The organism is Pseudomonas sp. LRF_L74 (assembly GCF_965644255.1).
Taxonomy (GTDB): Bacteria; Pseudomonadota; Gammaproteobacteria; order Pseudomonadales; family Pseudomonadaceae; genus Aquipseudomonas.
Genome location: NZ_CBFFRH010000011.1, coordinates 151,630 through 174,091, shown reverse-complemented (window position 1 = coordinate 174,091; position 22,462 = coordinate 151,630). Strand labels below are relative to the sequence as shown.

The window sequence follows — 22,462 nt, the reverse complement described above, 5'->3', positions numbered from 1 at the left end:
GCGGGTAAACCGCAGCCTCGGCAGATCGCGCCGTCCGCTTTTGGCGGGCCGCGCACAGCTCTTTCCTCAATCGTGAAAGAAGCCAATCGGTAGTGGCGTCATTCCCTCGCGCCTCGATACCGCTCCATCCGGAGCAGGCTGGAACGGGCTCTCAGAACCTGTTCACGATCTCGCGAGCTAGAGATAAACGGTGGCGAAAACGGCTGAGGAAGCGGAGTTTACGTGTTGTAAATGAGCATTCCGAAGTCGTTTTCAACGCCGTTTAGCCGACGCGCAGCAGATCGTGAACAGGTTCTCGCCCCGCTCCCGGCATTCGCCCTGATAGGACGAACGCCGTGCGTTGCCCCTTACTCGGCAGCCCCCAGTGATAGCAGCGAAGCGTTACCGCCGACCGCTGTGGTATTGACCGACGTGGTACGTTCGTTGGCGAAGCGCAGCAGGTAGCTCGGGCCACCCGCCTTCGGCCCGGTGCCGGACAGGCCGCAGCCGCCGAAGGGCTGCACGCCGACCACGGCGCCGATCTGGTTGCGGTTGACGTAGAGGTTGCCGACCCGCGCCAGCGACTCGATGCGCCGCGCCGTTTCCTCATTGCGGCTGTGCACGCCGAGGGTCAGGCCGTAGCCGGTGGCATTGATCGCCGCGACCACCTTTTCCAAATCGGCGGCATGATAACGCACGACATGCAGGATCGGGCCGAAATGCTCTTTCTTGAGCGCTTCGATGCCGTCGATCTCGAACGCCACCGGCGCCAAAAAGTGACCATTGAGCCCGGCCGGCAGCGTGGCTTCGGCGATCAGTTTGCCCTGCCCCTTGAGTTGCTCGATGTGTGCCAGCAGGCCGTCCCGGGCCTCGCTGTCGATCACCGGGCCGACATCGCTGACACGCAGGTGAGTAGGACCGACCACCAGTTCGGCCATCGCGCCCTTGAGCAGGTCGATGACCCGTTCAGCGATATCGCTCTGCACGTACAGCACGCGCAGTGCCGAACAACGCTGGCCGGCGCTGGTGAAGGCCGATTGCACGGCATCCTTGACCACTTGTTCGGGCAGCGCGGTGGAATCGACGATCATCGCGTTCTGGCCACCGGTTTCGGCGATCAGGGCGGCAATCGGGCCGGGCTTGTCCGCCAACTGACGGTTGATGATGCGTGCGGTATCGGTCGAGCCGGTGAAGCACACGCCAGCAACACGGGCATCACGGCAGAACACGCCACCGAGAGTCGCGCCATCGCCCGGCAACAGGGCAAACACGTCCTTCGGCAGGCCCGCTTCGAAGAGCAATTCGGTGGCGCGGGCGGCGATCAGGCTGGTCTGCTCGGCCGGCTTGGCCAGCACGCAGTTACCCGCGACCAGGGCGGCGCTGATCTGGCCAAGGAAGATCGCCAGCGGGAAGTTCCACGGGCTGACGCAGGCGAAGATGCCACGGCCCTCGTGGAACAGCTCGTTACGCTCGCCGGTCGGACCTTGCAGCTCTTCACGGCCCAAGCGCAAGCGCGCCTGTTGGGCGTAGTAGCGGCAAAAATCGACGGCTTCACGAACTTCATCGATGCCGTCCTGCAACGACTTGCCGGCTTCCAGGGTGCACAGGGCCATGAACTCGGCGCGGTGTTTTTCCAGCAGATCGGCCAGGCGTTCCAGTACGGTGGCGCGCTCATCGACCGGCGTGGCGTTCCAGCGCGGCCAGGCCGCCGCCAGCACGTCCAGTGCCTTGCCGGCCTGCTCGGCGCTGGCCCACTGGGCCGTGCCGACGACCTTGTTCAGGTCATAAGGGCAGCGGACTTCCTGAGCGGTGCCGCCGAGTTTCTCTCCGTTGATCACGGGACCGGCTTGCCAGGTCTTGGCCAGGTTGGCGTTGAAATCGGCCTCGAGATCGGCCCATTGGCTCTGGATATTCATGTTGATGCCCTGCGAGTTTTTCCGTGCCGCGCCAAACAGTGCCAGCGGCTGGGGAATTCGGTCGTTGCCGAGGGTTTTGAAAGTGCGCAATTGGGTGACCGGGTGATCGATCAGCGACGCCACCGGCACATTCGGGTCGACCAACTGGTGAACGAACGACGAGTTGGCGCCGTTCTCCAGCAGGCGCCGCACCAGGTACGGCAGCAGATCCTTGTGCGCACCGACCGGGGCATAGATGCGCACAGTCTTGCCATGCTTCTCCAGCACCGTGTCGTACAGCGCATCGCCCATGCCGTGCAGGCGCTGGAATTCGAAGGTACGCTCCTGCCCACTGGTCGCTTTGGCCTGCTCGGCCAGGGCCAGGATGCAGGTCACGGTGTGGGCGTTGTGGCTGGCGAACTGCGGGTAGATCACCCCGCGAGTGTGCTCGGACAACAGGTAGCGGGCACAGGCCAGGTAGGAGGTGTCGGTACCCTCCTTGCGGGTGTACACCGGGTAGCCGGTGGCACCCTGCACCTGGCACTGCTTGATCTCGCTGTCCCAGTATGCGCCCTTGACCAGGCGCAGCGGCATCTTCGCCCCCAGTTCCTTGCCCAGCAGGGTCAGCCACACCAGCACCGGCAGGCAACGCTTGGAATAAGCCTGGATCACCAGGCCGAACTCGCCCCAACCGGCGATGGCCGGGTCGCGCATGAGTTTTTCGTAGAGTTCCAGCGACAGCTCCAGACGGTCCGCCTCTTCCGCATCGACAGAGATACCGACGTCCAGCTTGCGTGCCCGCACCGCCAGTTCCAGCACGTTGGCGAACAACTCGGTGAGCACGCGCTCGCGCTGGGCCACCTCGTAACGCGGGTGCAGCGCCGAGAGCTTGATCGAGATCGACGGCCGCGGCGCCCGACCGACCTGCGGCTCGGCACCAATGGTGTCGATGGCCTTGCGGTAGTCGTTCATGTACTTCTCGGCATCGTCAGCGGTCAGGGCCGCCTCGCCGAGCATGTCGAAGGAATAGGTGTAGCCTTTTTCGCGCTGCGGGCGACCGTTCTTCAGCGCCTCGCTGATGGTGCGGCCAAGGACGAACTGCTTGCCCATGAGCTTCATGGCCTGGTTCATCGCCGCGCGGATCACCGGCTCGCCGGAACGCTGCAGCAAACGACCGAGCACATGCTTGGGTCGGCCATCGCGGGTTTGCGGATCGACCACCTTGCCGGTCATCACCAGCCCCCAGGCGGCGAAATTGACCAGCACGTTATCGCTCTTGCCCAGGTGGCGCTCCCATTCGGCGGCACTGAGCTTGTCGCGAATCAGCGCATCGGCGGTAGCCGAATCCGGCACGCGCAGCAGCGCTTCGGCCAGGCACATGAGCATCAGCCCTTCCTGGGTGTCGAGGCTGTACTGGCGCAGCAGTGCATCGAGGGTATCGACCGCATTGTCGCGGCTGCGCACCGCTTCGATCAGCGTGCGCGCACTGTTGCCGATGGCATCGATACCGGCGACGCCGGGGTCGGCGAGCTGCAACAGCTCGTTCAGGTAAGCGGCCTCGTCGACAGCGTAATTGGCGCTGATGACGGGAAAAAACTCGGCGGCAGTCTGCGAGAGAAAGTCGCCCTGCAAGACGTGACTGGCTTTGAACATCACGCCACTCCTCTTCTGGGACTGTTCTTGTTTCGGTCTAGCCCATATCGCCCGAGCGCAGTGACCGGCGGTCGAGAAACGGGATGAAGGACTTTAGTGACGTGGCCGTGACGGGTTCTTGCAGAAAGCTATGGAGTTTTTGCAGAAAGCTATGGAGAGCGAAGCGGCAAGCGCGGCGGTCAGGGTTCATTGCTGCGCTTGCCTTTTTCCGAAGCCCTATTCACTTAACTCATGACTTCGGAGTTATTCGATAGCACCTGGCTTGATATTCGGGAGGCATATCCAGCTCCGGCGCCTGAATCAAGAAAACTGGTAAATTTGGTTGGGCTTGAATGAATTGTTAGGTGGGCTGGACAGATTGATCTGTCCCCCACGAAGCCGCTAGATTCCTCGACAGGTGCTGAACACACCTTTCTCTAGGCGGACAACCGCTCCCGTAAGACAAGCGGTTTTTTTGTGTCTGTAAGTTTTGTATGAGCCTGAGTCCTTGGGCAATACTTGCTTATGGCCGGGTGGCGCGCAGCCATACAAGACCCTTCGGGGAAAATCTGCGGGCCGTCCTAGAGCGGTGTTCAAGCGCCCGGCCGCCTCTCTGAACAGGAGAAGAAATTGAACGATCTCTAGGGAGTTTGTATGACGACTCAAACTGACTCCCTTCTCAGTCGCCAACTCACGATTGGCTACACCTATTACGAAATATCGCAACCGTAATAAATAGCCGACAGTTGCACCCACCTGTTCCGTTTCTACGCTTACAGGGATATTGGCTACAACAAGCTGGTTTCGCTATTGGTCAGCGTGTATGCATCCAGGTTCCCGAACAGTTTCTGATCATAACCCCATCTGAAGTCTGGTCCTTACTTGGGCAGATATGCCGTAGCTAATCTGCCCATCCAATACACAAGCCAATCAACCTTAAAGAGGACGGATTTATTTACTGGACCACCCAAATAAATCAGTCCCCTTTCCGTAAGTCCGCTTCCGTACGCTGGTTAAGCATGACCTGGCTGGACAATCCACGGGCAGCCCAAGGCTTGACCCAAACGATGGGCAGCGTTAGATTTCGCTCCGGTGCTGAACACACCTTCGTAGGCGGAAGCCACTCCCGTTAGTCAGTGGTTTTTTTGTGCCCAGCGTTTTCTATGGCCGGGTGGCGCGCAGCTATGCAAGACCCGAAAGGGGAAAACTGCGGGCGGCCCTACGACCGTGTTCAAGCACCCGGCCGCCTCTCTGAACAGGAGGCGAAATAGAACGAATCGTAGGCGTACATCATGATTACCAAGAAGAGCCTTTCACCGAAGCCTCGCTATCTAACAATTGGCTACCAGGTTTACGAAAGCCGGCACAAAGACAAGGAGTGCCGCTATCGACAACGGCAAGTGCCATTTTTACGTTTAAGTGGTGACTGGCTATCTGCGGCCGGTTTCACTGTGGGTCAGAAAGCACGAATAGAAGTGACCGATCACGGTATTACAGTCCGACCTGAGCCAAGCAAGTTACGGAAAAAGGAAAGACGCTCGTGATGTTCTACTTTCTGATGGCTACTTAAGCTCACGAACCTTAAAGGGGACGCCCATTAGCCGGCCAGGCGTCAAGACTCAAAGCAACCCGCTCTGCTTTTTAACGGCAGAGTTTCTCCAGTGCCGAACCTGATGGGCTGTCCCGGTCGAGTCCGTTTCCTCGTTCTTGGCTGCGACCGAGTCGCGCCAGTCACCCATATGGATCAAGCGGCCGCTAACGCTAAGCGCCGCCCTGGCAGAAACCCGCCCCAGAGAAACGTTGGTGCCGCCAATGTGTCCAAACCGTTTCACAGAACTATGGCTCGTATAAAAACTACACGTCCAGTCTCTTCTGGCTCACTTGGCAGGCGACTCGGGTACAACACACTCAGGCGGTGGCAGCAGGCCTCCACTCAGACTCGCTGGCTAGCATCCAGTCCCCTTTCCGGCTGACCTGCTACCACCTTCACTCGCCTCAGGCGAAACAGCGGTTCACATCAAATGGCTGCTTCTCCTTGAGGATGTGATAGCTCGCCCGGGCCAGCTTGTGTGCCAAGGCCTTGGTGGCTATCACGTTGTTCGTTTTCGCTCTCTTCCTGTCGAAAAAGCGCTTGGCTTCTTCGTTAAAACGCCGCGCAAAATTAGCGGCTTCGACAAAGGCCCAGACCAGATAGGCATTGCCGTTCTTTGTGTTGCCTTCACCCTTTTTCTTGCCATTGGAATAATGGGCACTATTCACGCACCGTGCATAAGAGGCGAATTTGCCGACATCGGCAAAGCGCTCGATGCTTCCCGTCTCCAGCATGATCACGGTCGCCAGAACTTCACCAACGCCCGGCATTGACTTCAGCAGGGCGAATTCTGGGCGCAGGCGTGCACCACGCAGTAGGCGCTCTTCCAAGCAATGGATTTGCAGGTTGAGGGTCGCAATTACAGGCACATTAGCGTTGATCGCCAGCGTGACATCATCAGGCAGGCCCAGTGCGGCGACCGATGTGACAGACAGACGTTTCACCGCTGCGCTACTGATTCGGCTCCCCAACTGGCGCGCGATGATATTTTCCACAGCCAAGATATGTTGGGTTCGACTACGCACCAGTTGAATACGTTTTCGTGCAAGGTCGCGCAACGCCCGTTCTTGTGGCGGATGAACGTACCCCGTAGGCAGAATGCCAAGCCTCAGCAAATGCGCCAGGAAGGCCGTATCATCCTGATCATCGGAGTGCTTCAAACCGTCATAACGCTTCATCGCCACGGTGTTGGCCAGCTTCACGTCGAACCCGGCTCCTTTCAGTCCATCGACCAGCCAATACCAGTTGTAGGTAGATTCGACCACTACACCTTCCAACTCGGTACGGTGAGGTTCGAGCAACTGGATGATTTTGCTCAGGTCGTTGGGGCAGCGTCGACTGACCAAAATCCGATCCGTTTCGTCGGTGATCACCACGACGCTATTGTTCGAGTGCAGGTCTATGCCACAGAATTTCATCACGGCCTCCTCACAGCAAAAGACAATGTTCGCACTTTGAATTTTGCGCCTACTCGGGAGTGAGGAGGCCGGCTAGATGATTCTCAGATTTATTTACTGTGCCACCGAAATAAATCTGTCGCCTTTCTGATGACCGTCACACTCATGAAGTCTCGATTTACGCATGCACATAACATTTAGTTAAGAGCTGGCTTTTACCCGACTCCGAGTAAAAAAATCGAACACCTTGAGCCAGTAACTAATCTTCCTGACTACGCTCTTCATAGTGGTGCCATATGCGAAGAATCACGACAGTTTCGCTATATGCGGCATAACGAATTACATATTTCCCGAAGACGGCGTCACGAATAGCTTGGGGATCTGGAGCTAATTCAACTGCATGGCCCATTGCTGGGAATAGGCGGAGATTCTCGATACTTGCAATAAGCTCTGCTGCTACGCGTGCAGCAGCACGGGGATCTTTTTCAGCGATGAATGCCCGGAGACGAACCAAATCGGCTACGGAGTCTTCCGAGTAAACCAGTTTCATTGGCCCGTCTTCGGCGGCGGCAGTTCATTGGCACTGCCCCAGCTTTGGAGCCAGGTGTTTACTGCTTCACCGGACACGACCTTACCCTGTGCGACGGACTCCATCGCTTGCAGCGTTTCCTGCCAGCGGTTCTGCTCCAATGCCTGGCGCTCAAAAAACTCTTTAAGTGCCTGATTGATAATCCAGCTTTTACTCCGATGAAGTTTTTCGGCCATGGCGCCAAGATTTTCTTCGAGTTCAGGTTGTAGCCGAACGGTTGTGACGCTCATCAGGATGCCCTCCATACGGTCGAATGCAATGTATTACATGGCATTCTGTTGGGCAATCAAGCCCACCTACGACAACACACTGCGATCGAAGACGAACGGCTGCTCCGGTTGCGGCCGGTGCTCCAGCAAGTTCTGTGGGCGGCCCATCTTCGGGTAGTTCTTCTCGCCGGTCTCGACGATCCATCCGGCCTGCTTCATTTTCTCCAGGCGCCCGCGCAAGGTGGTGTGCTGCACCGCCTGGCCCAGGCTCGCCTGGAACGCCGCCAAGGCTTCGGTAACGGTGAAGCGCGCCGGTAGCAGGTACAACGGCAACGAGGTGTAGACGGCCTTGCCGGCCAGGCGCTCGCGGGACTGGGCGACCAGTTGCGCATGGTCGAACGGCAGCGGGAAACGCTCATCCAGCACCTCCTCGACCGGGACGAAGCGCAGGTCTTGGTCCAGCAGTTCGTCATCGGGACCAAGCAGGGCCAGGTAGAAGGTGCTCAGAGACCAACCACGCGGATCGCGCACCGCATTGCCGACCGTGGCCACCTGCTCCAGATACTGCGGCCGTGCCTTGGCCTTGCTGTGCAGGGCGCGCTCGGCGGCGCTGTCGAGATTCAGATCGGCGCTGCGACCGTTGACCAGCACGCCAGGCAGCGCCCATTGCCCTTCATATGGCGCTTGGGCGCGGCGACCCAACAGCAACTCCAGCCCTCCACGCGCATTCAAGCGCAGTGCCACGATGTCCACGCTGGCCAATACCTCGGCAGAACCCATTGTCTTTCCTCTTGCCTTCAGACTTATTTCATCTTGACGAATAAATCGTTTTTTTTCACGCCTTCTCGATAAAAACGCTTGACCACATATTCCACCAGATGGAATATGTAACCACTCGCCACGCAGTACAAGGAGCGCGTCATGAAAATCGCCAGCTTCGACATCGATGCCCAGAAAGGCTTCACCCCACTCTGCCCGGACGAACTGCCCGTGGCCGGCGGCGACCTCATCGCCCCCGCCCTCAACGACCTGGCCCGTCGCGCCACGCTGCGCCTGGGCAGCAAGGATGCCCACAGCCCCCAGGCCATCTGGGTGGTCGGCAGCCACGCCGAGATGCTCCAGCCGCTGCCCTTCGCCAACGCCGACCTGAGCTGGGTCAGCCACTGCGTGCCGGGCACTCCAGGCTTCGAACTGCTGGATGAATTGCCACGACCGCTGGACTACGACTTCTTCGTCTGGAAAGGTGTCGAGCCAGACCTGCACCCCTACGGCGCCTGCTACCACGACCTGGCCGAGAAACGCAGCACAGGCGTGATCGAATTTCTTCGGCAAAATGGCGTCGATACGGTCTTGGTTGGCGGCTTGGCCCTGGATTACTGCGTCAAGACCAGCGCCCTGCAACTGCGCCGCGCCGGCTTCGAGGTCGCGGTCTACCTGCCGGCCTGCCGCGCCATCGCCGAAGAGACGGCAAACAAGGCCTGCACGGACATGCAGGAAGCGGGTATCGCGCTCTACAGCAGCCTCGATGCGCTGGACGCGGCCCTCAATAAACAAGCAGTGGAGAAGTAATCATGGGTGAGAGCGTATTCGCCGAACGGATCGTGCAGAACCTGCTCGACACCGATTTCTACAAGCTGACCATGATGCAGGCGGTGCTGCACAACTACCCCAACGCCGAGGTGGAATGGGAGTTCCGCTGCCGTAACAGCGAAGACCTGACGCCCTACCTGGCGGAGATTCGCTACCAGATCGAGCGCCTGGGCGAGTTGAGCATGAGCGTCGATCAACTGGCCTTCCTCGAACGCATCCCGTTCATCAAGCCGGACTTCATCCGTTTTCTCAGCCTGTTCCGCTTCAACCTGCGCTACGTGCAGACCGGCGTCGAGGATGGCCAGGTGTGCATCCGCCTGCGCGGCCCCTGGTTGCACGTGATCCTGTTCGAGATCCCGCTGCTGGCGATCATCAGCGAGGTGCGCAACCGCTATCGCTACCGCGAAGTGCTGCTGGAACAGGCCAGCGAACGCCTCTACCAGAAACTCGACTGGCTCAAGGCCGAAGCCTCTGCGAGCGAGCTGGAAGGCTTCCAGATCGCCGATTTCGGCACCCGCCGGCGCTTCTCCTACCGCGTGCAGGAAGAGATGCTGCACATCCTCAAGCGCGACTTCCCCGGTCGCTTCGTCGGCACCAGCAACGTGCACCTGGCACGCGAACTGGACCTCAAGCCGATCGGCACCATGGCTCACGAATGGCTGATGGCCCACCAGCAACTCGGCCCGCGCCTGATCGACAGCCAGATCGCCGCGCTGGACTGCTGGGTCCGCGAGTACCGTGGCCTGCTGGGGATCGCCCTGACCGACTGCATCACCATGGATGCCTTCCTCGGCGACTTCGACCTGTACTTCGCCAAGCTCTTCGACGGTTTGCGCCACGACTCCGGTGACCCACTGGCCTGGGCGGAAAAAGCCATCGCCCACTACGAGAAGCTCGGCATCGACCCGCAGAGCAAGACCCTGGTGTTCTCCGACGGCCTCAATATGGAAAAGGCGCTGACGCTCTACCGCGCATTGCATGAACGAATCAACGTAAGCTTCGGCATCGGCACCAACCTGACCTGCGACATCCCCGGCGTCGAGCCGATGAACATCGTGATCAAGATGACCGCCTGCAACGGCCAGCCGGTGGCGAAGATTTCCGACACGCCGGGCAAGACCCAGTGCCGCGACGAGAACTTCGTCAGCTACCTGAAACACGTTTTCCGCATTTAGCTAGAGGACATCGACATGAGCAACCGCCAAGCAGAAATAGCCGCCGCCCTGGACGTGGTGCCGCCATTCCGTGACGACCGCGCGCTGGAGCAGGAAATCGAGCGGCGCAAGACCTTCATCAAGAACACCCTGCGCAATTCCGGCCTCAAGGTGCTGGTACTGGGCATCAGCGGCGGCGTCGATTCCACCACCGCCGGCCGCCTGGCCCAACTGTCGGTCGAGGAACTGCGCAACGAAACCGGCGACCACGACTACCGTTTCATCGCCGTGCGCCTGCCCCACAACACCCAGCATGACGAACACGACGCCCAGGATTCGCTGAAATTCATCCGTGCCGACGAGAACGATGTGGTCAACATCGCTGGCAGCGTGCTCGGCCTCGGCGAGCAGGTCGTCCATCTGCAGAAGCTCAGCGATGCCCGCCGCGACTTCGTGCTCGGCAACGTCAAGGCGCGCATCCGCATGGTCGCCCAGTTCGCCATCGCCAACGCCAACAATGGCCTGGTCATCGGCACCGACCACGCCGCCGAAGCGGTGATGGGCTTCTTCACCAAATTCGGCGATGGCGCCTGCGACCTCGCCCCGCTCAGCGGGCTGGTGAAAGGCCAGGTGCGTGCCATCGCCCGCACGCTGGGCGCGCCGGAGCACCTGGTGCAGAAGACCCCGACCGCCGACCTGGAGGAACTGCGCCCCGGCAAGCCGGACGAAGACGCCCATGGCGTGACCTACGCGCAGATCGACGCCTTCCTGCATGGCGAGCCGGTCAGCGACGAAGCCTACGCGATCATCGTGCGCACCTACGACAACACGCGCCACAAGCGCGAGCTGCCGCTGGTACCTTGATGCGGGGAATCGGAATCGCCAGGCGCTCTTCCGGCAGTGCGCCAGGACCTATGAATACGCATGCGAACCTCCACCGCTCAACAGGGCTTGAGCGGTGGAGGGCTGGTCAGGTCTTGGGCAGGGTGACACCGGTCTGGCCCTGGTACTTGCCGCCACGGTCGGCGTAGGAGGTTTCGCAGGCTTCGTCCGACTGCAGGAACAGCATCTGCGCCACGCCTTCGTTGGCATAGATTTTCGCCGGCAGCGTGGTGGTGTTGGAGAACTCCAGGGTCACGTGGCCTTCCCATTCCGGCTCCAGCGGCGTGACGTTGACGATGATGCCGCAGCGCGCGTAGGTGCTCTTGCCCAGGCAGATGGTCAGCACGTCACGCGGAATGCGGAAGTACTCGACGGTGCGGGCCAGGGCGAAGGAGTTCGGCGGAATGATGCAGACCGGCCCTTTGACGTCGACGAAGCTTTTTTCGTCGAAGTTCTTCGGGTCGACCGTAGCCGAATGGATGTTGGTGAACACCTTGAATTCATCGGCGCAGCGTACGTCGTAGCCGTAGCTGGAAACCCCGTAGGAGATAAGGCGCTCGGCGCCTTCGGTGCGCACCTGGCGCTCGACGAAGGGCTCGATCATGCCGTGTTCCTGGGCCATGCGGCGAATCCACTTGTCCGATTTGATGCTCATGGCGGGCGTCCTGAATTGGCGACTGAAAAAGGTCGTGCATCTTACCGGCTGGCAGGCCCCGGTTCAAAGCCTGCCGATTACCGTTACGCTTCCCCGGCCATTGCCAGCGCCTCGCTGAAAGGCGATGGCTCAGCCAGTTACACGCCGGGCTTGCAGTTGCTTCATCAGAGCTGGTCACCCTTCAGGCCTGCATACAGCCGGGTCATTTCGTTGAGCTGGCGGAACATCGAGTCGGCATTGACCGCGACGATGGTCGGCACGAATCCCTCGGAAGCGAATGCCTTAGCCGCGAACTGCCATTTGGCGTCGGTCTTGCGCAGGGCCTCGGCGATCTCGGGGCTCGGCGCCTCGGTCGCCATCAGTTCCTTCATGATCGCGCCGAACTCCTGCACCGATGCCTCGAACTGGGCATCCAGGTCCGGTGCCGCGACGCCCCAGGCACGGGCCATGTAGAACAGCGCGGTACGCTGGGTCAGCACGCGGTTCCAGCCGCTGCGGTTGATCGAATGGGACGCAGCGTCGCCATTGGCCTTCTCGAACAGATCGGTCACCTGCTGGCATTGCTTGACCAGCACCTCGGCCTTGGCCAGTACCGCCACGGCCTGTTTCTTGTCAGGGTTGGCACTGACCAGTGGACGGTACTCGCCCCAGGTCTTCTCCACATCGGCCAAGGCGGCGCGAACTTCATCATTGGGCGCGGCGCTCTTGAGCTTGGCGTGATGATCCTCGAACAGTGCGAGGCTTTCTTCGCGCTGACGCATGGCATTGTCGACCTTCACATCGGAGCCAATCATCATGTAGTCCTTGGCGACGATCTGGCCCAGGGTACGTTGCAGGCCGGCCATGTTCATGGCTTCCAGCGGCGCCATCTGCGCCCAGCCGGAAACACTGACCAGCAGACAGCCAAACATCAGCAGCGCACGCAAGCAGGTTTTCTTCGACACGATAATTCCTCGATTCGTATTTCTCTGGATTTCTATGGCAAGTGACAAAATACAATCGCTCACCACGCAAGCGGGGGCGTGACGAGAAAGCCATCCGCTGTACGACTTTTATGGGAATGGACGTACCAGGCCAACGCCAGCAGATGCGCCGCAATTCTAATCCATATGGTCAGAAATCGTGTGTCATTGAGAAACGTCAGTTAGCCGTCTATCCGTTTTCGTCACGAATTAGTGAACCACTTATCAACCGTTTACGAACGCCTTCGGCGGCCAACCGCTGACGCCAGGCGTGCGCATCCTTTTGTCCGATAGACCGAATATCTTGACCGACTGCTCTGATTTTCCGGCCATACACTGCCTCCAGCCAAACAACCGGACCTGAATCCACTCGCCATGAATTACCTGATCGCCCTGCTCGTCGGCCTGGCCGTAGGCATCCTCTACGCTTTGCTCGGGGTACGTTCGCCGGCCCCACCAGCAGTTGCCCTCATCGGCCTGCTCGGCATGCAGCTTGGAGAGCAACTGTGGCCGCTGGGGCGTGAACTGGTTGGGCGCTGGCTGCAATGAACCCTCTCGAGGACGCTACGATGCAAGCACTGCAATTCTCCCGTACCGGCGACCTCGCCGCCCTGCAACTCGTCGATATCGACCGGCCACGGCCTGCCGCTGGCGAAGTGCTGGTGGAGGTGCGCGCCGCCGGCCTCAACCCGAGCGATGTGAAGAATGTGCTGGGCCGCTTTCCCTACACCACCCTGCCCAGGGTTCCCGGGCGCGACTTCGCCGGCGTTATCGTCGAAGGGCCACCGCAGTTACTCGGCAAGTCGGTATGGGGCACCGGCAAGGGCCTGGGCTTCACCCGCGATGGCAGCCATGCGCACTACCTGAGCCTGCCGGCAGACGCAGCGGCGAGCAAACCCCGGTCACTCAGTTTCAGCCAGGCCGCCGCGCTTGGCGTGCCCTACACCACCGCCTGGGATGCCCTGCAACGCAGCCAGGTCGGCAACGGTACGCGCCTGCTGATCATCGGGGCCAACGGCGCAGTGGGCGCCGCCGCACTGGGACTGGCCAAGGCGCTGGGGGCCGAGGTGCTGAGCGCCGTGCGCAATCCCGTCGAACATGAGCGCCTGCTCGCCGCCGGCAACGCTTGCCTGCCACTCGACCAGCCGGAGCAGCTCGCCGCCCAGGTGGAAGCCGTGTTCCCCGGCGGCGCCGAAGTGATCTTCGACACCACCGGTTTCTGGCTGCCGGCCAGCGTATCGGCCTTGGCCAGCTTCGGTCGGATCGCCTACATCGCGGCGCCGCTCGATGGCATGGTCAACCTGCCAGCGCTGAATCTATACCGACGCGGCGGCACCCTGATCGGGGTCAACTCGCTGCTCTACAGCCCCGAGCAGTGCGCCCGGATGCTCGACCAGTTCGGCCAACTGTTCGACAGCGGCCTGCTGAGCCCACCGGGCAGCCTGCGCGAAATGCCATTGAGCGAAGGCCCCCAGGCCTATGCCGCCGTCAACGCGCCGGGGAGCTGCGAGAAGATCATCCTCTTGCCCCATGGCTAAAAGCCGATGCTGTCGGGGCTCGACGACTGCTCCGCCTTGCAAGCGGTTTTATCTGGCCCCGGGTCTTCGAAGAACTTGAAACGCAGCCTATACCTTTGCCAGCTGAGCCCTGGCGCTTGCCTTCGTCCACTGGGACTTCCTGACCGCCAAGGCCTCGCCGCTGCGCCCGGTGGGCACCGAGGTCACCGCGCCGCCTTGAGAGAGAAAACTATGGGTCTGCTCAGCCAGCCTGGCTCTGAGGGTATCGCGGACAGGGTCCGACATGGACATGACTCCTTGAGCAAATGAGCTCGCACTATGACAGGCCAGGCAGCGCAGCACCTGTCAATTCGACCGGCTGTAATGAATTGTCCATGTCGAAAATATCTAGCTAACCAGCAAAACCCCTGTATGCTGCGCCGCACTGCCTGCCCGGTTTAGTGGCACCGGTTTGATGTTCGTCTCTGATCTCCATCTCCTCGGCCTCCCTTCACTCCGCATTCAGTCAATCAGGCCTAATCCTGATTGATCCTTAACCTTGGAGACTCAAATCATGGCAACTCGCCAAACTGGAACCGTCAAATGGTTCAACAACGAGAAAGGCTTCGGTTTCATCACGCCTGAATCCGGTCCGGACCTCTTCGTCCATTACCGCCAGATCGAAAGCAGCGGCTTCAAGTCGCTCGACGAAGGCCAACGTGTTTCCTTCGTCTCGGCTCAAGGCCAGAAAGGCCCGCAAGCCGAGCAAGTACAGGTCATCTGAAGCCGTCGCATGACGGACAGTGTGAAAACCTGGCCGTCCGAGCCGCTGAAGACAATGCCCGTATCGGTCGATACGGGCATTGTTTTTTCTGGGCTACCTCCAGGGAAAGACACGCAATCAAGAAGGCCTGTGTCCACCGTCGCCGGACAAACGGGTTCTCGAGGACCATCTGGTTCTGGCGTCAACCGACAGTGGCACTATGCTGCAAGGCATGAATCCGACAAGAACAATCGGGGAAATCGGAGATGAGTGACGACACCAGCCAGGCCGCCGCACCCGCCGAGAACGCCAGCAGCGGAACCGCCGGAGATCAGGAACGCTTCGAGCAGTTGGAGAAAGCCGGCAAAGCCAATCGCCGGATCATCCATATCCTGGCCGGCGTGCTCGGCCTGGTGGTGATCGTGGGCATCACCGCAGGGTCGCTCAGTCTGTTCAAACACACCGACCCCAGCGCCAGCCTGGCCAGCGTCGAAGCCCTGCAACAGAAGGTCGGCGCCCTCGAACAGCAACTGAACAGCCTGCAACTGCAGGTCCGGGACCAGGAAAAGCTCCTGGCATTGACGACCGCTCCAGCCGCCCCACCAGCCGTGGCGCCGCCCGTTGCCAGCGCACCGGCACCGGCCAGGGACCACGACGATGGCAAGCGTAATGTCCAGCAGGTGGCCAAGATGCTGCTGGGCCAGGAACAGAGCTATCAGGAAGCGTTGGCCGGCCTGAAGATCGGCATGACCGACCTGGCTGGCATGATCGCCGGTTCACGCAGTTGGGTGGATTACTACGGCGAATCCGTGGACAAGCAGGTGGCTGCCAGCCGGGCACGGGTCAAGAACCTGCAACAGTGGTACAGCGCAGAAATGAGCGACGATAACCAGTGACATACCGCTCTGGCTTCGCCGCCGCCTGAAACAGCACAGGCCCTACGAACAGCCCCTAGGCCTTGCCCCGCTCCAGCCAGCGCTCGAGCAACGGCGCCAGGTCGCCCAGCGGCTGATAGCCATTGGTCAGCAGGGCAAACTGGCCATCGCGCTCGGCAAGCACGGTCGGAAAACCGGCGATACCAAGGTCCCGCGCCCAGGTGAAATCAGCCTCGGTAGCCTGGTGCATGGCTTCGCTGTCGAACATTTCGGCGAACTCGATGCGTGGGATACCCGCTCGCTCGGCCAGTTCGACCAACAACGGTACACGAGTAACATCCAGCCCCTCGCGATAGAACGCCTGGTGAATCAGCCTGGCCAACGGCCAGGCACTTTGCTCATCCAGGCTGCGCGCAGTGACCAGCGCCCGGCAGGCCGGCGCGGTGTCATACACCAGCCCGGCCGGCAGGCCATTGAAGTTGAACAGTTGCCCAGTGCTGGCGTTGACCGCCTGCCAATGTGCGAGAATGCGCACTTCGCTCGCCGGGTCCAGTGCTACCCGCTCACGGCGCAGCCCTCCCACCACCAGGTGCAACGGCACGCCAGCGGCGCTCGCCTGCGCGGCCAGCGCCTCGACCACGGGCGCGAAGCCCCAGCACCAGGAACACATGGGGTCCATCACGTAGATCAGGCGGGGTTCGCGCATGGCACGCTCCTCAGTTGTCTGTCAGGGCCTTGTAGTTGTAACCGATCGGGTGTGGCAAGTTGCGCGCCTGGGCGATTTCGATCTGTTTCTGCCGCTCGCGCGCAGCGTGGCGAGTCTTCTCCGACAACGAATCCCAGCAGTGCGGGCAACTGATGCCCGGCGTGTAGTGCTCGGACTGGCGCTCCTCGACGGAAATCGGGTTGCGACAGGCATGGCACTGGTCGTAGTCACCCTCGGAGAGATCGTGACGCACGGTCACCCGATTGTCGAAGACGAAGCAGTCGCCCTGCCATTTGCTCTGTTCCTGCGGCACTTCCTCCAGGTACTTGAGGATGCCGCCCTTGAGGTGGAACACCTCTTCGAAGCCTTCGCCAAGCATGTAGCTGGAAGCCTTCTCGCAACGGATGCCACCGGTACAGAACATCGCCACTTTCTTGTGTTTCGCCGGGTCGAAGTGAGCCTTGATGTAGTCGGGGAACTCGCGAAACGTGGTGGTCTTCGGATCGATGGCGCCTTCGAAGGTGCCAATCGCCACTTCGTAATCGTTACGGGTGTCGATCAGCAGCACCTCAGGGTCGCTGATCAGGGCGTTCCAGTCCTGCGGTTCAACGTAGGTGCCGACCTTGAGGTTGGGGTCCACGCCCGGCACACCGAGGGTGACGATCTCTTTCTTGAGCTTGACCTTGGTGCGATAGAACGGCTGCTCGGCGCAGTAGCTTTCCTTGTGATCGACATCGGCCAGGCGCGGATCGCTGCGCAACCAGGCGAGCAGGCCGTCGATACCGGCGCGGGTGCCGGAAACGGTGCCGTTGATGCCCTCTTCGGCGAGCAGCAGGGTGCCCTTGACGCCGTTGTCGAGCAGGGTTTGCAGCAGGGGTTCGCGCAGCGCGACGTAGTCCGGCAGGGAGACGAACTTGTACAGCGCCGCCACGACGATGGAATCGGTCATGGAGCTCTCCTCAGTGGCTGTCCTCGCAAAGGACGAACCGGGGATGAATGAAAACGCCGGAGCTAGGCTCCGGCGTGGGTGGATTCTAACGCAACTGTATGACAGGTTGCAGAAGCGTCATTCAATGATCGTGCTTGCTGCCACCCCGGCAGGTCGGCGAATCCGGTGCTGCACCCTGGGCCAGCCACTCGCCGGGGGTGTAGGTGTGCAGCGCCAGCGCGTGGAAGCGCCCCATCAGTTCGCCGAGGGTGGCGTAGACCTTCTGGTGCCGCTTCACCGCGTTGAGCCCGTCGAATGCCGGACTGACGATCACCGCCTTGTAGTGGGTTTCCTGGCCACGGCTGTGCATGTGGCTTTCGTCGAGCACGTCGAGGTGCTCGGGCTGCAAGCCTTGTTGCAGGCTCTGCGAAATGGCGTCACGCATGCTCATGCCAGGAATCTCCTTACTTCTTCTTGCCGCCGGCGGCGGGTGGATTGAGCTCGGTGCTCATGTCCTGCAGCAGTTTGTTGACTTCAGGCACCGCGCTTTGCAGGTGCTTCTGCGACAGCTCCACCGACCGTGCCGCCAGTTGCGGCATGCGCTCCAGTACCTTACGGCCGACCGGGCTCTGGTAGAAAGCCAGCAGCTCTTTCAGCTCGGCCTCGGAGAAGTTGGTGGTATAGAGCTTGACCATGTCCGGCTCCAGCTTGTCCCAACCGATGGCGCGGTCAAGCACGGCATTGGCCTTGGCCTGGTAGCTTTCCAGCAGGGCTTTCTTGCTTTCCGGCGCCTTCGCCTCGGCGAAACGCTGGGCGAACATCTGCTGCACCTGAGCGTACACCGGCACGGCCAGCTTGTCGGCACGGGTCAGTTGCAGGAATTTCTTGGCATCCGCGTCGTGGCTGGCGGCATCGGCGAACACGGGGCTGCTGGCGACCAGCAGGATGGAACAGAACAGGAGTCGCAGACGGCTCATCGGTTTTTCCTTTAGCGGAGGGTGAAGGGTTACGGACACCGATAACGCCCGAGCGTTCGCCGCGACGTCGAAGATGGCGCGCCATTCTGCTCATCCAGGCCGTCCTTCTCAAGCCCCCGAAAACGCTCATGCACGACGGAGCAGTCGGCACAAAATGCATTTATTAAATTTTAATATCATATATAAATGCGTTTTTCGATAATTAACTTAGAACTAGAAAGTCTTTCACAAGGTTTTTTTAGAGGAATATGTTTTCTCCAGACCGACCCCGAACCGGTGGAGGCAAAGGTATCTGTTGCCTTCTTCGTCTCGGCCCAATCGTCGATCTGCATGGCTTCAGGTATCCGACATCACATTCACGATGGCACGGAATCGCCCCATGACCCTTTCGCCCAACACCGCACTCAATCGCCTGTCCCTGGCCATCGCCGTGGCGGCCCTGTCGCCTAACCTGTTCGCCGCCGACGAGAACAAGTTGCCCACCGTGACCGTCACCGCCGAGCACCGCGAAGAGAACCTGCAGAAAACCCCGCTGGCGATCAGCGCCTTCGACGAAACCACCTTGCGCGATTCGCAGATCAACAATGTGCGCGACCTTTCCGGGCGGGTGCCGAACCTGACCCTCAATCGCCAGTCGATTTCCTACAGCGCGCAGACCTACGGCATTCGTGGCATCGGCGAGACCGACCCGATCCAGGAAGCCGCCGTGGCCGTCTACGCCGACGACCTGTATATCCCACGCGCCATTTCTTCGATGGTCGACTTCAACGACGTCGAACGCGTGGAAGTGCTGCGCGGCCCGCAAGGCACCCTGTACGGGCGCAACAGCGCGGCCGGCGCGGTGCGGGTGATCACCCGTGATCCGACGCAGGAAACCCGTGGTTTTCTCGAACTCGGTATCGGCACCTACAATGCCCAGAATGGCCGCCTGCTGGTCAGCGGCCCACTGGTCGACAACACCTTGTTCGGCAGTTTCTCGGCGATCCGCCTGAGCCGCGACGGCACGGTGCGCAACCGCACGCGGGACAAGGACGTCAACAACATCGATATCCAGTCCTATCGCGGCAAGCTGCGCCTGGCACCGGCCGATTCACCGTGGGATATACAACTGACCCTGGCCGGCACCATCGACCGTGGCGACACCACCAGCTACTCGCCCTTCGACCCCGCCACCGGCCAGTTCGACAAGTTCAAGACCTACAGCAGCCTCAACCCGAAGAACAAGCTCGACCAGGGCAGCGCCGTGCTGCGGGCGATCTACACCCTCAACGACAACCTGAACTTCAAATCGGTCAGCGCCTGGTCGCAGTTCAACCAGCCAGTGGACTACGACAACTCCGGCCAGGCCAACAGCGGCAATGCCGCGCCGATCCAGAACAACCTGATCAACTACAAGCAGCGCTACGCCACCCAGGAATTCCAGCTCAACGGCGACTACGACACCTTCAGCTACACCCTCGGCCTGTACCTGTACAAGGAGCGCTTTCGCGCCGAGCGCGACAGCCTGACCTATTCGGTGGCCGCCGACCGGGTCAACGCCTCCGGCCAGTACAGCACCACCGACACCGAGAGCTATGCGCTGTATGGCCAGAGCAACTACAAGCTGACCCCGCGCCTGTCGCTGACCACCGGCCTGCGCTACACCAGCGAGCACAAGAACTTCGACTACCGCAACTACGCGATCACCCTCGATAGGCAGATCACCGGCACCAACTTCACCGCCGAGACCAGTGATTCCTGGGCCTCGTTCAGCCCGAAGATCGGCCTGGAATACGCCTGGAACGACGACCTGGTGCAATACGGCTACGTGGCCAAGGGCTTCAAGGCCGGCGGCTTCGACAACCGTGCGCCAACACAGGTGGCCGCCGAACAGGGCTTCGACCCGGAGAACGTGACGACCTATGAAGTGGGCTTCAAGGGCGACTTCGCCGACGGCCGCCTGCGCAGCAACATCGCCTTCTTCTACAACGACTACGAAGACCTGCAGACCAACGCCTGGGACCCGGCCATCAGCGCCAACCTGCGCACCAACGTCGGCAGCGCCCACACCTACGGCGTGGAGCTGGAAAACACCGTATTGCTCGCCCGCGACCTGCGCCTGACCGCCAACCTCGGCTACCTGAAGAGCAAGTACGACGACTTCCAGAACGCCAGCGGCCCCGGCACCAGCGCCGATGGCAAGGAAATGGTCTTCGCGCCGAAGTGGAACGCCAGCCTCGGCCTGAACTGGACCGTGCCGGTCAACCTGCCCGGCGCACTGGTGGCCGCCACCGACTACCAGTACCAGACCCGCTCCTACGCCAACCCGCTCAACGCCGACATCTACGAGGTGCCGGCCCAGGGTTTCTGGAACGCCAGCACCAGCTACGCCAGCGGCGACGGCCACTGGACCACCACGCTGTCGGTGAAGAACCTGCTCAACCGCGCCTACCCGCAGAGCATCGCCTATTCCGCCGCCAGCCGTACCGCCTACTACTCGGTCAACGACCCGCGGACCGTGCTGCTGAGCGTGCGCTACGACCTGTAGCACACACGCCATCCCCGGCCAGCCGCTCTTGGCTGGCCTCCCCTCGAAAAGGAAAACTCGATATGGGATTCACCCGTAGGGACCTGATTGCCCACTTGATGACCGCCGGCAGCGTGGGCGCTGCATACGCCAGCCTGTCCGCCTTCGGCCTGTTATCCAGCACCGCCTCGGCCAGCACCTTCGAACCGCTGGGCCTGCCCGCCACCTCTGGTAATGGCAAACGCGTGCTGGTGGTCGGCGCCGGCATCAGCGGCCTGGTCAGCGCCTATGAGCTGCGCAAGGCCGGTTTCGAAGTCCGCCTGCTGGAAGCCCGCGAGCGCATCGGCGGGCGCGCCTGGACACTGCGCGGCGGCGACGAGATTGCCCTCAACGATGGCAGCAAGCAGCAGGTGCGCTTCGACGACGGCTTCTACTTCAACGCCGGCCCCGCCCGCCTACCCAGTCATCACCTGACCATCCTCGGCTATTGCCGCGAACTGGGTGTGCCGCTCGAGGTGCTGGTCAACAGCAGCCGCAATGCCCTGGCCCAGCCCGACCTGAGCCAGCCACCGCTGTTGTTGCGCCAGGCGGTCAACGACACCCGTGGCCATCTCAGCGAACTGCTCTCGCGCAGCGTCAGCAGCAAGGCGCTGGACAAGGAACTGGATGGCGCCGACCAGAAGGCCCTGCTGGATTTCCTCAAGGTCTACGGCGACCTCGACCCACAGCACGCATATAAAGGCTCGGTGCGCGCTGGTTACACGCGCTTCGCCGGCGCGGGCGAGCAGACGCCGATCCAGCGCCCGCCCGTGGCGCTCAAGCAACTGCTCAACCCCAACCTGTTGCTGCCGCTGGTGTTCGACGAGATCCCGGAATTCTCCGCCACCATGTTCCAGCCGGTCGGCGGCATGGACCAGATCGCCAAGGCGCTGTACGTCAAGGTGCGTGACACGGTGCAGCTACACGCCGAGGTGCAGTCGATCCGCACCGGCGACAACGGTGCCCAGATCACCTGGCGCGACCGACGCAGCGGCAAGACCCAGGTGGAAAACGCCGACTACGCCGTGGTGACCATTCCCCTGCCGCTGCTGGCCAAGGTCGAACACAACTTCGGCAAGACCACCCAGGACGCCATCGAGCTGGCCAAGCCGGACCTGGCCAACAAGGTGGCCTGGCAGGCGCCACGTTTCTGGGAAAGCGACTATCAGATCTACGGCGGCCTCTCCTACATCAACCACGATGCGCGCCTGCTCTGGTACCCCAGCGACCACCTCAACAGCGCCCAGGGCGTGCTGGTCGGCACCTACAACAATGGCGAGGTGGCGAAAAGGTTCGCCAGCCAGTCCATCGATCAGCAACTGGCCTCGTCGCGCCACGCGGTCGAGTCGCTGCATCCCGGCCATGGCGGCAAGTTGCAGCGCGGCGTGGTAGTGAACTGGTCGAAGGTGCCGTTCAGCGAAAGCCCGTGGATCGTCAATGACGAAGTCGCCGAGCCGGGCTACGACCACCTCAACAAACCCCTGGGGCGTACCTGGCTGGCCAGCGATGCCCTCGCCCACGGTGGCGTCGGCATCTGGCAGAACAGCGCCGCCGACTCCGCTCGCCGCGTGGTCGGGCAGATCGCCCAGCACGCCCTGCAACAGCAACGCGGCGTCGCCGCCTGAACAAGGAACGTC

The 22,462-nt window shown here is 61.2% G+C and carries 23 protein-coding genes; 11 read left to right on the top strand and 12 right to left on the bottom strand.

The window, feature by feature from the left end; genetic code table 11:
- Positions 1–347: 347 nt before the first annotated feature.
- Positions 348–3,527 (bottom strand): bifunctional proline dehydrogenase/L-glutamate gamma-semialdehyde dehydrogenase PutA, encoded by a 3,180-nt coding sequence (putA, locus tag ACSZPK_RS23640; protein ID WP_437884028.1) that lies wholly within the window; start codon positions 3,525–3,527, stop codon positions 348–350.
- A gap of 725 nt (positions 3,528–4,252) precedes the next feature.
- On the opposite strand from putA, the gene ACSZPK_RS23635 reads away from it, so the two are divergent.
- Entirely contained in the window at positions 4,253–4,411 is a 159-nt protein-coding gene (locus ACSZPK_RS23635) for a SymE family type I addiction module toxin (RefSeq protein ID WP_437884027.1), read from the top strand.
- 387 nt (positions 4,412–4,798) lie between these two features.
- Positions 4,799–5,050 carry a SymE family type I addiction module toxin gene (locus ACSZPK_RS23630; protein WP_437884026.1) on the top strand — a complete coding sequence of 84 codons (252 nt, stop codon included), beginning with the start codon at positions 4,799–4,801 and terminating at the stop codon, positions 5,048–5,050.
- Between the two features lie 451 nt (positions 5,051–5,501).
- Here the strand turns inward: ACSZPK_RS23630 and ACSZPK_RS23625 are convergent, their stop codons facing one another.
- From ACSZPK_RS23625 to ACSZPK_RS23610, 4 genes are all read right to left on the bottom strand, one after another.
- Positions 5,502–6,515, bottom strand: a complete 1,014-nt coding sequence (locus ACSZPK_RS23625; RefSeq protein ID WP_437884025.1) for an IS110 family transposase — start codon at positions 6,513–6,515, stop codon at positions 5,502–5,504.
- A gap of 238 nt (positions 6,516–6,753) precedes the next feature.
- A complete protein-coding gene (locus tag ACSZPK_RS23620; RefSeq protein WP_437884024.1) occupies positions 6,754–7,044 on the bottom strand; it encodes a type II toxin-antitoxin system RelE/ParE family toxin in 291 nt (96 codons plus the stop codon).
- Positions 7,041–7,313: a CopG family ribbon-helix-helix protein gene (locus ACSZPK_RS23615; protein ID WP_437884023.1), complete on the bottom strand. Its 273-nt coding sequence runs from the start codon at positions 7,311–7,313 to the stop codon at positions 7,041–7,043. The genes ACSZPK_RS23620 and ACSZPK_RS23615 overlap by 4 nt, the downstream gene beginning before the upstream one ends.
- 66 nt (positions 7,314–7,379) lie before the next feature.
- Positions 7,380–8,072 carry an NUDIX hydrolase gene (locus ACSZPK_RS23610; RefSeq protein ID WP_437884022.1) on the bottom strand — a complete coding sequence of 231 codons (693 nt, stop codon included), beginning with the start codon at positions 8,070–8,072 and terminating at the stop codon, positions 7,380–7,382.
- A gap of 141 nt (positions 8,073–8,213) precedes the next feature.
- Between ACSZPK_RS23610 and ACSZPK_RS23605 the strand changes: the two genes are divergently transcribed.
- The 3 genes from ACSZPK_RS23605 to nadE are packed head-to-tail and all read left to right on the top strand — an operon-like array spanning position 8,214 to position 10,900.
- Positions 8,214–8,861 (top strand): nicotinamidase, encoded by a 648-nt coding sequence (locus tag ACSZPK_RS23605; protein WP_437884021.1) that lies wholly within the window; start codon positions 8,214–8,216, stop codon positions 8,859–8,861.
- A 2-nt stretch (positions 8,862–8,863) separates the two neighbouring features.
- On the top strand, positions 8,864–10,057 hold the full coding sequence (pncB, locus tag ACSZPK_RS23600) for a nicotinate phosphoribosyltransferase (RefSeq protein ID WP_437884020.1): 1,194 nt from the start codon (positions 8,864–8,866) through the stop codon (positions 10,055–10,057).
- A gap of 15 nt (positions 10,058–10,072) precedes the next feature.
- On the top strand, positions 10,073–10,900 hold the full coding sequence (gene nadE / locus ACSZPK_RS23595; RefSeq protein ID WP_437884019.1) for an ammonia-dependent NAD(+) synthetase: 828 nt from the start codon (positions 10,073–10,075) through the stop codon (positions 10,898–10,900).
- A 106-nt stretch (positions 10,901–11,006) separates the two neighbouring features.
- Here nadE and dcd read toward each other — a convergent pair whose 3' ends face one another.
- Together dcd and ACSZPK_RS23585 are read right to left on the bottom strand one after the other, a co-directional pair.
- Complete coding sequence (gene dcd / locus ACSZPK_RS23590) at positions 11,007–11,573, bottom strand: dCTP deaminase (RefSeq protein WP_068826228.1); 567 nt, start codon at positions 11,571–11,573, stop codon at positions 11,007–11,009.
- Positions 11,574–11,737: 164 nt separating this feature from the next.
- The gene (locus ACSZPK_RS23585; protein ID WP_437884018.1) at positions 11,738–12,517 is read right to left on the bottom strand and encodes a type IV pili methyl-accepting chemotaxis transducer N-terminal domain-containing protein; all 780 of its coding nucleotides are present in this window, start codon (positions 12,515–12,517) and stop codon (positions 11,738–11,740) included.
- A 393-nt stretch (positions 12,518–12,910) separates the two neighbouring features.
- Between ACSZPK_RS23585 and ACSZPK_RS23580 the strand changes: the two genes are divergently transcribed.
- A complete protein-coding gene (locus tag ACSZPK_RS23580; RefSeq protein WP_437884017.1) occupies positions 12,911–13,084 on the top strand; it encodes a DUF1427 family protein in 174 nt (57 codons plus the stop codon).
- A gap of 20 nt (positions 13,085–13,104) precedes the next feature.
- The gene (locus tag ACSZPK_RS23575) at positions 13,105–14,073 is read left to right on the top strand and encodes a quinone oxidoreductase family protein (protein WP_437884016.1); all 969 of its coding nucleotides are present in this window, start codon (positions 13,105–13,107) and stop codon (positions 14,071–14,073) included.
- Between the two features lie 87 nt (positions 14,074–14,160).
- Here the strand turns inward: ACSZPK_RS23575 and ACSZPK_RS23570 are convergent, their stop codons facing one another.
- A complete protein-coding gene (locus tag ACSZPK_RS23570; RefSeq protein ID WP_437884015.1) occupies positions 14,161–14,337 on the bottom strand; it encodes a hypothetical protein in 177 nt (58 codons plus the stop codon).
- A 268-nt stretch (positions 14,338–14,605) separates the two neighbouring features.
- On the opposite strand from ACSZPK_RS23570, the gene ACSZPK_RS23565 reads away from it, so the two are divergent.
- Both ACSZPK_RS23565 and ACSZPK_RS23560 read left to right on the top strand, forming a co-directional pair.
- Positions 14,606–14,815: a cold-shock protein gene (locus ACSZPK_RS23565; RefSeq protein ID WP_437884014.1), complete on the top strand. Its 210-nt coding sequence runs from the start codon at positions 14,606–14,608 to the stop codon at positions 14,813–14,815.
- A 245-nt stretch (positions 14,816–15,060) separates the two neighbouring features.
- The gene (locus ACSZPK_RS23560) at positions 15,061–15,690 is read left to right on the top strand and encodes a hypothetical protein (RefSeq protein ID WP_437884013.1); all 630 of its coding nucleotides are present in this window, start codon (positions 15,061–15,063) and stop codon (positions 15,688–15,690) included.
- 55 nt (positions 15,691–15,745) lie between these two features.
- On the opposite strand, the gene ACSZPK_RS23555 is transcribed toward ACSZPK_RS23560, so the two are convergent.
- From ACSZPK_RS23555 to ACSZPK_RS23540, 4 genes are all read right to left on the bottom strand, one after another.
- Complete coding sequence (locus ACSZPK_RS23555) at positions 15,746–16,375, bottom strand: DsbA family protein (RefSeq protein ID WP_437884012.1); 630 nt, start codon at positions 16,373–16,375, stop codon at positions 15,746–15,748.
- Between the two features lie 10 nt (positions 16,376–16,385).
- Positions 16,386–17,324, bottom strand: a complete 939-nt coding sequence (trhO, locus tag ACSZPK_RS23550; protein WP_437884011.1) for an oxygen-dependent tRNA uridine(34) hydroxylase TrhO — start codon at positions 17,322–17,324, stop codon at positions 16,386–16,388.
- Between the two features lie 121 nt (positions 17,325–17,445).
- Complete coding sequence (locus ACSZPK_RS23545; protein ID WP_437884010.1) at positions 17,446–17,754, bottom strand: BolA family protein; 309 nt, start codon at positions 17,752–17,754, stop codon at positions 17,446–17,448.
- A gap of 13 nt (positions 17,755–17,767) precedes the next feature.
- Positions 17,768–18,280, bottom strand: coding sequence for a DUF2059 domain-containing protein (locus ACSZPK_RS23540; RefSeq protein WP_437884009.1), 513 nt, complete (start codon positions 18,278–18,280; stop codon positions 17,768–17,770).
- Between the two features lie 379 nt (positions 18,281–18,659).
- Between ACSZPK_RS23540 and ACSZPK_RS23535 the strand changes: the two genes are divergently transcribed.
- Positions 18,660–20,807 carry a TonB-dependent receptor gene (locus ACSZPK_RS23535; protein ID WP_437884008.1) on the top strand — a complete coding sequence of 716 codons (2,148 nt, stop codon included), beginning with the start codon at positions 18,660–18,662 and terminating at the stop codon, positions 20,805–20,807.
- 62 nt (positions 20,808–20,869) lie between these two features.
- The gene (locus ACSZPK_RS23530) at positions 20,870–22,450 is read left to right on the top strand and encodes a flavin monoamine oxidase family protein (protein ID WP_437884007.1); all 1,581 of its coding nucleotides are present in this window, start codon (positions 20,870–20,872) and stop codon (positions 22,448–22,450) included.
- Positions 22,451–22,462: the final 12 nt, after the last annotated feature.

Coding starts and splice junctions, on each gene's coding strand:
- putA (WP_437884028.1), bottom strand. CDS start 3,527: ATGTTCAAAGCCAGTCACGTCTTGCAGGGCGACTTTCTCTCGCAGACT.
- ACSZPK_RS23630 (WP_437884026.1), top strand. CDS start 4,799: ATGATTACCAAGAAGAGCCTTTCACCGAAGCCTCGCTATCTAACAATT.
- ACSZPK_RS23625 (WP_437884025.1), bottom strand. CDS start 6,515: ATGAAATTCTGTGGCATAGACCTGCACTCGAACAATAGCGTCGTGGTG.
- ACSZPK_RS23620 (WP_437884024.1), bottom strand. CDS start 7,044: ATGAAACTGGTTTACTCGGAAGACTCCGTAGCCGATTTGGTTCGTCTC.
- ACSZPK_RS23615 (WP_437884023.1), bottom strand. CDS start 7,313: ATGAGCGTCACAACCGTTCGGCTACAACCTGAACTCGAAGAAAATCTT.
- ACSZPK_RS23610 (WP_437884022.1), bottom strand. CDS start 8,072: ATGGGTTCTGCCGAGGTATTGGCCAGCGTGGACATCGTGGCACTGCGC.
- ACSZPK_RS23605 (WP_437884021.1), top strand. CDS start 8,214: ATGAAAATCGCCAGCTTCGACATCGATGCCCAGAAAGGCTTCACCCCA.
- pncB (WP_437884020.1), top strand. CDS start 8,864: ATGGGTGAGAGCGTATTCGCCGAACGGATCGTGCAGAACCTGCTCGAC.
- nadE (WP_437884019.1), top strand. CDS start 10,073: ATGAGCAACCGCCAAGCAGAAATAGCCGCCGCCCTGGACGTGGTGCCG.
- dcd (WP_068826228.1), bottom strand. CDS start 11,573: ATGAGCATCAAATCGGACAAGTGGATTCGCCGCATGGCCCAGGAACAC.
- ACSZPK_RS23580 (WP_437884017.1), top strand. CDS start 12,911: ATGAATTACCTGATCGCCCTGCTCGTCGGCCTGGCCGTAGGCATCCTC.
- ACSZPK_RS23575 (WP_437884016.1), top strand. CDS start 13,105: ATGCAAGCACTGCAATTCTCCCGTACCGGCGACCTCGCCGCCCTGCAA.
- ACSZPK_RS23570 (WP_437884015.1), bottom strand. CDS start 14,337: ATGTCGGACCCTGTCCGCGATACCCTCAGAGCCAGGCTGGCTGAGCAG.
- ACSZPK_RS23565 (WP_437884014.1), top strand. CDS start 14,606: ATGGCAACTCGCCAAACTGGAACCGTCAAATGGTTCAACAACGAGAAA.
- ACSZPK_RS23560 (WP_437884013.1), top strand. CDS start 15,061: ATGAGTGACGACACCAGCCAGGCCGCCGCACCCGCCGAGAACGCCAGC.
- ACSZPK_RS23555 (WP_437884012.1), bottom strand. CDS start 16,375: ATGCGCGAACCCCGCCTGATCTACGTGATGGACCCCATGTGTTCCTGG.
- trhO (WP_437884011.1), bottom strand. CDS start 17,324: ATGACCGATTCCATCGTCGTGGCGGCGCTGTACAAGTTCGTCTCCCTG.
- ACSZPK_RS23545 (WP_437884010.1), bottom strand. CDS start 17,754: ATGAGCATGCGTGACGCCATTTCGCAGAGCCTGCAACAAGGCTTGCAG.
- ACSZPK_RS23540 (WP_437884009.1), bottom strand. CDS start 18,280: ATGAGCCGTCTGCGACTCCTGTTCTGTTCCATCCTGCTGGTCGCCAGC.
- ACSZPK_RS23535 (WP_437884008.1), top strand. CDS start 18,660: ATGACCCTTTCGCCCAACACCGCACTCAATCGCCTGTCCCTGGCCATC.
- ACSZPK_RS23530 (WP_437884007.1), top strand. CDS start 20,870: ATGGGATTCACCCGTAGGGACCTGATTGCCCACTTGATGACCGCCGGC.